Here is an 8,439-nt window from a genome sequence, read left to right as displayed (position 1 = left end):
CTTATCCGCGCCGGGTGGCTCGCTGTCGTCTGCCTCACCGGCTCAACCGTCAGCCTGACCAAGATGTCCGGAAACAGGCGATGTCGTAGAGACCGGCGGCGCCGACAGAATAGGCAGAGAGACAATCCGTCGGCACCGAAGCGACGTCGTGATCCTCGACCCCTTTGCGAAGCTCTCGCGCGCCCTGGGAACAGCAACGACGGCATAGACGTGGTGATGCGCGCGCTCGTCCGTATCGCCGTAGGCGTACGGCTGCTAGTGCCTCGTCCCGCATCACAACCGCAAGGGCAGGCGACGCCCGGGGATGCGGACCTGGCGCGAGGTGCGGGCGCCAACGTCGCAGCGATTGCGTGTCTCACCGTTACCGGCATGACGACTGACGAAGCATCGAAGATGGGCGTGCTCGATTAGATCGTGTCCGATTGATCCGGGCATCGACGACGCAAAAGCTAACCTCGCGCCACGTGCATCAAAAGCCCGATGGTATCGCCTCGCATCAATTCCAATCCGGGAACCAGAGCCAGACTACCCAGCAGGAGATAACGTGCAGGCAGTCAGACCGTGGACGCCGCCGGAAACATGGGACGGTCTGAATAAGGAAACGCTCAACCTCGTCCTCGACAATATCGACGCTGGCATGCCGGACAGATTCGCTACTCAAACGCCAACGCCGCGACCGATCGCGCGGCCTGGCGCCTGATAAGAACAAGCCCCCCGACAAGAACAGAGGACAATGCCGCGAGATCATCCAAGCGTGGGTAAAATCAGGCTTGCTCGTGGTTGCAGATCCACAAATCTCCCAGCAAGCGGGAAACACGCAAGGGGCTGTACGTAGACGGCTCGAAAAGGCCGGCCAAACGCAATGGAGGCGCCCCAATGATTTTTTCTATTCACGCTTTCATTGGGGCGGATTGGGGTTTGCCTCAATGAAATTAGCCTAGGGATAAACCATCAATGGGGCACGCCCCAATGAGCCCCTTGTTGTGGCTCTCATTGGGACGGCCCCTCTTTTGAGGTGGGTGGGGGTCCATCCCTGGAGGCTCGTTCAAACGGCGCAACAGAAAGGAGCACGACATCATGACCAACGATCCCGAACTCACCATCCCACCGCCATCGCGCCCTCGACATCCGGGCCCAGGCTAGGACGCTTGACTATCTCATAGCGCTTTCAGCAGACGGTTGATGTCATCCAGGCGATCGAGCGGCAGAATGCCGAACTGCGGCGAAGGGAGGACGAGGCGGAAGAAGAACCCCGTGCTCGGCGGACAACAAGGAAGGGTGATTGCGAGACACTCAAAAGCCGGCCGCCGATGGTAGACCAGCGGCGGCATCCGCCCCGGCGCGGCATAAAATAATCGCGCGATGCAACATTTTTCTGTTGCATGTGCCGCGCAATCTGGTAGTATCTCTCTGTCGGAACGGGAGATGATGACATGCTGCACACAACGTTTGAATTATTGCGCGAGCACGAAGCCTGCAAAGAGGGCTACGCCAAGCTTGCTAAATCGCTTGGTGGCGTCCGCAAGCACGGCGCCAATAAGCCGGTCCGCTAACCGCCGTGCTCGACAGCAACGGACTTGAGGACGCGCTGTGGTGTCTTCGCGCAACGATCGAGCCGGCAGACTCGTTCTCTCGGCACCTGGCGTGCGATTTCGCCGACGCGGTGCGCCACTGATGACGGACGATCGGAGCCGCAACGCAATTGATGTCGCGCGCCGACATGCAGACGGTAACGCGACAGACGATGAGTTGCGTGCGGCGTGGGCTGCGGCGTGGGCTGCGGCGAGGGCTGCGGCGTGGGCTGCGGCGAGGGCTGCGGCGGGGGATGCGGCGAGGGCTGCGGCGAGGGCTGCGGCGAGGGCTGCGGCGGGGGCTGCGGCGGGGGATGCGGCGGGGGCTGCGGCGAGGGATGCGGCGAGGGCTGCGGCGTGGGCTGCGGCGGGGGATGCGCGAGCCCGCATGTTCCGCGACCGTTTGATGGCGCACGAGGTGTCGGCATGACCCGCGCCGAGATCATCGCCCGGCCAACCAAAGGAGCACGCGCCGTGAAACACCCGATGCAGCCGATCGAGATTGACAAGCACGGCGTCGCCAGATTTCGCCGGAACAAGATCGTCGATCATCTGTTCAGCACCGGTCAGCTAGATCTAAACGAGCTGGCGCGCATGGACTTTCCGGCCGAAGATCAGATGCAGATCCGCGCAGCTTGGCTATTCGGTGAGCGGCTTCTGCGACCTTAGTTACGCCACGCCGGATGTCGTCGCCGAAGCTGATGCGCTGGTCAAGGTCCTGCTGGAAAGGAGCAAGCCATGACCACCGCCTTTGCCGAGGCGCTGGCCCGTCTGACGCAGAGCGGCTTGACCAAACCGCGATTGCCGCTGCGCTCCACGTCGACCGCGCCACGCTGTACCGCTGGGAGACTGCCCCTCCGGCCGGGGCGGAGGACCGTCTCAGTGCCGCGGTGATGCGGATCAGGTGGCAGGACGAGATCGAGGAGATCTGTCGCTCTCTGCCGCTTGATCAGCTCGGCAAGGCGCGGGACATGCTGCGGGCCATGCAGCACAGCCGGTAGACCAAACCCGTGACAAATGCGCACTCCATCAGTTATCATGATGCCGGTGTATCTGCCTTGTGGGTGGTCGGGCTGACGATGACTGAGATTGCGCATGTGCTGGATATTTCCCCGCGAGTGGTAGAGCACAGAATCGCCAGGATGCGAGAACGCGGCATCCTGGCCGGGTCGCTGCGGCGGTGGTCTCTGGCCGAGGGTGGATTTGCTCCGCACGATGGCGGCGACTGGCCTCACCGACGAGGAGATGGCGGCTGAGCTCGGGCGATCGACCATCAGCATCATCCGCAAGCGGCACCGCATCGGCGCCAGGAGGGATGTAGCGTGAGCACTTCAATCTCGCCGGCCTACGCAGATCGCGAGAATGGTTGCACCCCCGAGGTGATCGAGAAGTTTGCCGAGGCGCTCGCAGAAACCGGCAAAGTCAAGGACGCGTGCATCGCGGCAAACATCAGCCGCCGCACGGCGCTCTACTGGCGGCACGAGCATGCAGACTTTGCGAGCGCCTGGGCCGAAGCGCTCAAGGTGGCGTGCTGGAATCTGGAGGACGAAGGGTACCGGCGTGCTCACGACGGCGTTGACAAGCCAGTGTATCAGATGGGAGCCGAGGTCGGCCTGATCCGCGAATATTCAGACACGATGCTGATCTTTCTGCTCAAGGCTGCCGATCCAAACAAGTACCGGGAGCGCGTTGCGCTGACCGGCGAGAATGGCGAGCCGCTGAAGGCCGAGGTGGTCATTCGCCACATGTTCAAGCCGCCCGAGGGCACAGATGGCGATGGCGCTGCGACGGCCTGATCCGGTCGTCCTCCCGCACAACTTCGAATTGCGGCGGTACCAATGGCCGCTATGGGCAGCTATGGAGGCAGGCTGTAAGCGCGCGATCCCAGTGTGGCACCGCCGCAGCGGAAAAGACGCGATCGCCATGCACTGGACCGCCGTAGCGGCTCACAATCGCATCGGGAATTACTGGCACATGCTTCCCGAAGCGGCGCAGGCACGCAAGGCCATTTGGCACGCGATCAACCCGCACACTGGCTTGCGCCGCATCGACGAGGCCTTTCCGCCGGCGATCCGCAGTCGCACGCGCGATCAAGAGATGATGATCGACTTCGAGTGCGGCTCGACCTGGCAACTGATCGGCTCGGATAATTACGATTCGCTCGTCGGCAGCACGCCAATCGGCATCGTCTATTCGAATGGGCGCTGGCTGATCCGCAAAGCTGGGCTTTCCTGCGCCCGATCCTGGCCGAAAACGACGGCTGGGCGTTGTTCATTACCACCCCGCGCGGCCTCAATCATGCGGCCTCGATGTTCGATGCGGCGCGCAACGATCCTGATTGGTACTGCGAAATTCTGCCTGCCACCAAGACGGGCGTGTTTTCGGACGTTACGCTCGAGCGTGAGCGCCGCGAACTGATAGACCTGTTCGGCGACGAGGAAGGCGATGCTCGCTTTAGGCAGGAATACCTCTGCGACTTTACCGCCGCGATGCCGGGGGCATACTACGGCCGGTTGATGACGCGTGCGCAAGACGAGGGCCGCATCACCAAAGTCCCGCACGACCCCGCAAAGCTGGTCGAGACGTGGTGGGATTTGGGGATCAGCGATGCGACGGCTGTCTGGTTCGTGCAGCGTGTCGGCGCTGCCGTGCATCTCATCGACTATTTCGAGGCGAGCGGCGAGGGCCTGCCGTTTTACGCCAAGATGCTCAAGGAACGCGCCGCCGAGTGCGGGTATCTCTACGGCGAGCACGTGATGCCGCACGACACCCGCAGCCGGGACATCAGCGTCGGCGAAACGCGCGCCGCCACGCTCGTTGGCCTGGGCGTGCAGCCTACAATCCAATCTACGATCCCGCTCTCGGAGAAGGGATACCGCGCCGACGGTATCGACCAGGTGCGTCGGATGCTGCCGCGGTGCTGGTTCGATGCCGAGCGGTGCAAGCGCGGCATTGCGGCGCTGCGCCAGTACCACCGTGAGTATGACGAGAAACGGCAGACATATCAGGACGTTCCGCACCACGATTGGTCTTCGCATGGCTGTTTTGTTGGCGAAACTAAAGTACTGACGCGTTACGGAACGTGTCGTATAATGGACCTACCGTTTAATGGAGAGGTCCAAACGACATGTGGCTGGAAGCGGTACTCGAATCCGAGAGTAACGAGGGCCAATGCCCGACTTGTGGAAGTGGAGTTCGCAGGAGGGTATACGGTGAGATGTACGCCGGATCATTTGTTTCTGACGGAGAACGGGTGGAAATCCGCAGAGTCCCTTTATCCGGGTTCAGTGATCCTGTCGTGCTCGATGCGCTCACACAGTATTTTGACGGTGGCCTTTATCGGCTTTGGCCGTCTGAAAGGTACTATTCTAGGGGCGGCAAGAAGCTTCACCGAGAAGTATGGTCGGCTGCTTTCGGAGATATTCCGAGCGGGTGTCACATCCATCATCGCGACCACGAGCCAGCAAACAATAGCATTTCAAACCTTGAGTGCATGCCTGCCTCAGAAAATCTTGGCAAGGTCAGATTCCGGGCGGGATTTGGGCAAGTTGCGCTGGACCGCGCGGCTGAGTGGCATCGGTCTGAAACAGGAAGGTTATGGCATCGCCGTCATGCGGAAAGAGCCAAGAACTGGACAAAGTGGAAGCGAGAGCCGAAGCCGTGCGGAGGTTGCGGGCAAGTCTTTAACGCGCTCGTACGGAAAAGCGGGCACAGCCAAAAATACTGTAGCGAAGCATGCAAGGGCGTTGCGTATCGAGCGCGTAAGGACGCTCTCCGAAACATCGGATGTGTGGTGCCTGACGGTTCCTGATGTTGGGCAGTTCGCGCTGGCGAACGGGGCGATCGTCCACAATTGCGACGCGTTCCGAATTGGCGCCATGCACCGGCCGATCACGGCGGCTGTTGACGAGTGGCCGGGCACGCGCCGGCCGTGGAACATGATGGAGCATTGATGATGGGCGGGACACCGAAGGCACCGAAGGCACCGCCGCCCGTCCCGGTTGTTGACGACACTGCGGCGAACGAGGCGCGGCGCCTCGAGGAGAAGCGCAACCGCCTGGCGGCCGGGCGCTCGAGCACGCTGGTCACCGGTGGCTTCGGGCTCGTCAACCCGGCTCCGACCGCCCCAAAGGTGCTGCTCGGCCAATGACAGACACCGCCAACAGCATCATTCAGCGGTGGTCAGAACTGCTATCCGAGCGATCGGCGCGCGAGGACAAGTGGCGCAAGCTCGTGCGCTACTTCTTTCCGCAGGAGGCGGAAAATTGGGGCGTCAATCCAGACGGTCCGCCGACGTCGCCGACTGTTGACGACACCGGCCGTGAGGTGCTGGACAACCTCGTCGCCGGCCTCGATGAGATGCTGTTTCGGCGCGACCCGTTCGAAGTCGTGCCGCGTGACGATCGCGCTATGGAGATGGGCGGCTATGCTGCTGAGTGGGCGGCGTACGCGACGCATAACCTCAACGCCGCGATTGATCATCCGCGCTCGGGTTGGACGACGGCGCGGCAATCGGTGTTGCGCTCCACTGCCGGGCTCGGCCATGGATGCATGTTCATCAGCGATGTCCCCGGCAAACATCTAATCTGCAAATACGAGCCGGCGTCGGAAATCGTCATCGGCGAAAACGCGTACGGCATAGTTGATACCCGCATGCGGCGCTACCCGATGACCGTCCGCCAGGTGGTCGAAACGTGGGGCGATCGCGCATCGCCACGGGTGCGGCAGCGGCTGGAAAAGTATCCCGGCGAGAAGGTGACCATCCTGCATTCGGTGCACCCGCGCTGGGAGGTGCCTGGCGCCTCGCGGACTCGGATGCCCTGGGCGAGCGTCTACATCGAGGAAGACACAAAGCACATGCTCGACGAGGGCGGGTTTATGGAGTTCCCCTTCGTCGTGCCGCGTTGGGATCGTTCGGGCTGCTCGGCCTACGGCTGGTCGCCTGGAATGACCGTGCTCGACGAGGTGATCCGCGTCAACGCGATGGGCCGCACCAACCTCAAGGCCGGGCAGTACACCGCCGAGCCAGAGGTCTACGTGCCAGATGGGATGTTTCGCCGCGGACTGAGCCAAGCGCGCCGGCCAGGCGCGGTGCACAGCTACTCTACCAACGTCGCGGCGGCGAATGCCGAGGTGCGGAAGTGGCCGTCGGCGGAAGGCTTGCCGTTCCTGCTAGAGTACGAGCACGACCGGCGCAACGCGATCCGCGAGGCATATTTCTACTTCCTGCTTCAGCCGCCCGAGTCGCCGAACATGACGGCCACCGAATGGATTGGGCGCCGGCAGCAGATGGCGCGGCGCATGGGCGCACCGGTGGGGCGGCTCGAGCAAGAGATGGCCGAGCCGGCCGGCAAGCGGTTCTTCGGGCTGCTGATCCGCGCGGGCGTTATCGAGCCGCCGCAAGAGGGATCATTCGCAGATTACGACGTTGAGTTCCGCTCTGTCATCTCACAGGGCAAGGAGTTGGCGGTTGCGGAATCCATTCAGCGCACGCTGGAAGGCGCAGCGCTTGTGGCGCAGTTCGATCCGCGCGCCGCTGCCGTGGTCGATAGCGAAGAGACGATCCGCGAGCTAGCCAAGGCGTTCGGGGCGCCGCTCAAGGTGCTGGCATCGCGTGAGCGTGTGCAGGCGATGCGCGAGGCCGAGGCCAAGCAGCAGCAGATGGCTGCGCTGGGGCAGACCGCAATAACCGGCGCCACCGTTGCCAAGTTGGCCGCGGACGCGGAGAGCACCTATGCTGGGTAGGCTCCGGCGCCGCGCCTCGATCTACCGGGGCGCATTTGCCGATGGCTCCGGTAAGTGGGTGCTGGCTGATCTGGCGGCGCGCTTTCGTGCAATCGGGTCCACCTATTGCGCCGGGGACACGCACGAGAGTGCATATCGCGAAGGGCAGCGCAGCGTGATATTGTGGATCACCGAACAAATGGCGCTTGACAACGATCAAGTGCAGCAAATCGTCTACGGCCACGTGAAAGATGGAGAGTTCTTTGACTGAGATTACTTCGGCCGCACCAGTTGCGACAACCGACGCGCCGCCGCCACAGGTCACCACCGACGCACCAGCACCCGCTGCGCAGGCATGGGCGTGGCCCGATGACCTGAAGCCTGCGGCTACGGCGAAGGGCTGGGACAAGCTCGGCGATCCGGCCGAAGCGCTGCCGCACGTCGCGCGCTCGTACATCAACGCCGAGAAGCTGCTCGGAGCGCCAAAGGATAAGCTGCTGCGGCTGCCCGATGACCCGCATGCTCCTGGCGCTTTCGACAAGGTTTATTCGGCGCTTGGACGCCCCGAGACGCCCGACGGCTACAAGCTGGAGAAGCCGAAGGATCTGCCGGACGATTACCCGTACGACGAAAACCTGATCAAGGCGCGGCTTCCCGTCTTTCATAAACTCGGGCTCGCGCCGGCGGCGGTGCAGACGCTGAATGAAGAATTGCATCGGGCCAACGTCGAGGCGATGCGCAACCACGAAGCCGAGATGGCAAAGCGCGCGCAAGAGGGCGAGGCGGCGTTGCGGCGCGAGTGGGGAGCGGAATACGACACCCGCACTGCTCTGGCTGATCGCGCCGTGTCGAAGTATGGCGGCGATGCGTTCCGCGACTGGCTGAAGCAGTACGGCTTCGACGCCGACCCGACGTTCCGCAAGATGTTCGCAGCGATCGGGCGCGACACGTCGGAGGACGGCGCGACTCCTGGCGGCGGTGCTGGCGCAGCAAGCGCGGCATCCGAGGTTGACAGGCTGATTGCCGACGGCGACTTCCAGAGCCGCATCAAAGGCAAGAGTGGCCCCGAGGCGCAGCGCCAGGCGCGGGCACAGTGGGAAACTGCCATTCAGCGCAAGATCGCTGCCGGCGCATAGGAGGTAGA

Annotated in this window: 10 protein-coding genes; 9 read left to right on the top strand and 1 reads right to left on the bottom strand. The window is 62.9% G+C overall.

All coding sequences use genetic code 11. The features are described 5' to 3' along the window. The first annotated feature begins 258 nt into the window (after window positions 1-258). Window positions 259-411 carry a hypothetical protein gene (locus IPK79_01315; GenBank protein MBK8189075.1) on the top strand — a complete coding sequence of 51 codons (153 nt, stop codon included), beginning with the start codon at window positions 259-261 and terminating at the stop codon, window positions 409-411. Between the two features lie 1,138 nt (window positions 412-1,549). Here IPK79_01315 and IPK79_01310 read toward each other — a convergent pair. Continuing rightward, window positions 1,550-1,999, bottom strand: coding sequence for a hypothetical protein (locus IPK79_01310; protein MBK8189074.1), 450 nt, complete (start codon window positions 1,997-1,999; stop codon window positions 1,550-1,552). Between IPK79_01310 and IPK79_01305 the strand changes: the two genes are divergently transcribed. The 8 genes from IPK79_01305 (at window position 1,998) to IPK79_01270 (ending at window position 8,431) form a co-directional block, all read left to right on the top strand. After that, window positions 1,998-2,240, top strand: coding sequence for a hypothetical protein (locus IPK79_01305; protein ID MBK8189073.1), 243 nt, complete (start codon window positions 1,998-2,000; stop codon window positions 2,238-2,240). The genes IPK79_01310 and IPK79_01305 overlap by 2 nt on opposite strands. Window positions 2,241-2,581: 341 nt before the next feature. Next, window positions 2,582-2,827: a winged helix-turn-helix transcriptional regulator gene (locus tag IPK79_01300; protein ID MBK8189072.1), complete on the top strand. Its 246-nt coding sequence runs from the start codon at window positions 2,582-2,584 to the stop codon at window positions 2,825-2,827. 66 nt (window positions 2,828-2,893) lie between these two features. After that, window positions 2,894-3,367 (top strand): terminase, encoded by a 474-nt coding sequence (locus tag IPK79_01295; GenBank protein MBK8189071.1) that lies wholly within the window; start codon window positions 2,894-2,896, stop codon window positions 3,365-3,367. 471 nt (window positions 3,368-3,838) lie between these two features. Next, the gene (locus IPK79_01290; GenBank protein ID MBK8189070.1) at window positions 3,839-5,524 is read left to right on the top strand and encodes a hypothetical protein; all 1,686 of its coding nucleotides are present in this window, start codon (window positions 3,839-3,841) and stop codon (window positions 5,522-5,524) included. Continuing rightward, entirely contained in the window at window positions 5,524-5,721 is a 198-nt protein-coding gene (locus tag IPK79_01285; GenBank protein ID MBK8189069.1) for a hypothetical protein, read from the top strand. Before IPK79_01290 ends, IPK79_01285 begins: the two co-directional genes overlap by 1 nt. Beyond that, window positions 5,718-7,316, top strand: coding sequence for a hypothetical protein (locus IPK79_01280; GenBank protein ID MBK8189068.1), 1,599 nt, complete (start codon window positions 5,718-5,720; stop codon window positions 7,314-7,316). Before IPK79_01285 ends, IPK79_01280 begins: the two co-directional genes overlap by 4 nt. Next, entirely contained in the window at window positions 7,306-7,566 is a 261-nt protein-coding gene (locus tag IPK79_01275) for a hypothetical protein (protein ID MBK8189067.1), read from the top strand. The genes IPK79_01280 and IPK79_01275 overlap by 11 nt, the downstream gene beginning before the upstream one ends. Then, on the top strand, window positions 7,559-8,431 hold the full coding sequence (locus tag IPK79_01270) for a hypothetical protein (protein ID MBK8189066.1): 873 nt from the start codon (window positions 7,559-7,561) through the stop codon (window positions 8,429-8,431). The genes IPK79_01275 and IPK79_01270 overlap by 8 nt, the downstream gene beginning before the upstream one ends. Window positions 8,432-8,439: the final 8 nt, after the last annotated feature.

The organism is Vampirovibrionales bacterium (assembly GCA_016712355.1).
Lineage (GTDB): Bacteria > Cyanobacteriota > Vampirovibrionia > Vampirovibrionales > Vampirovibrionaceae > JADJRF01.
The sequence above is the reverse complement of the archived record's forward strand: the minus strand, read 5'-3'. Positions and strand labels throughout refer to the sequence as shown.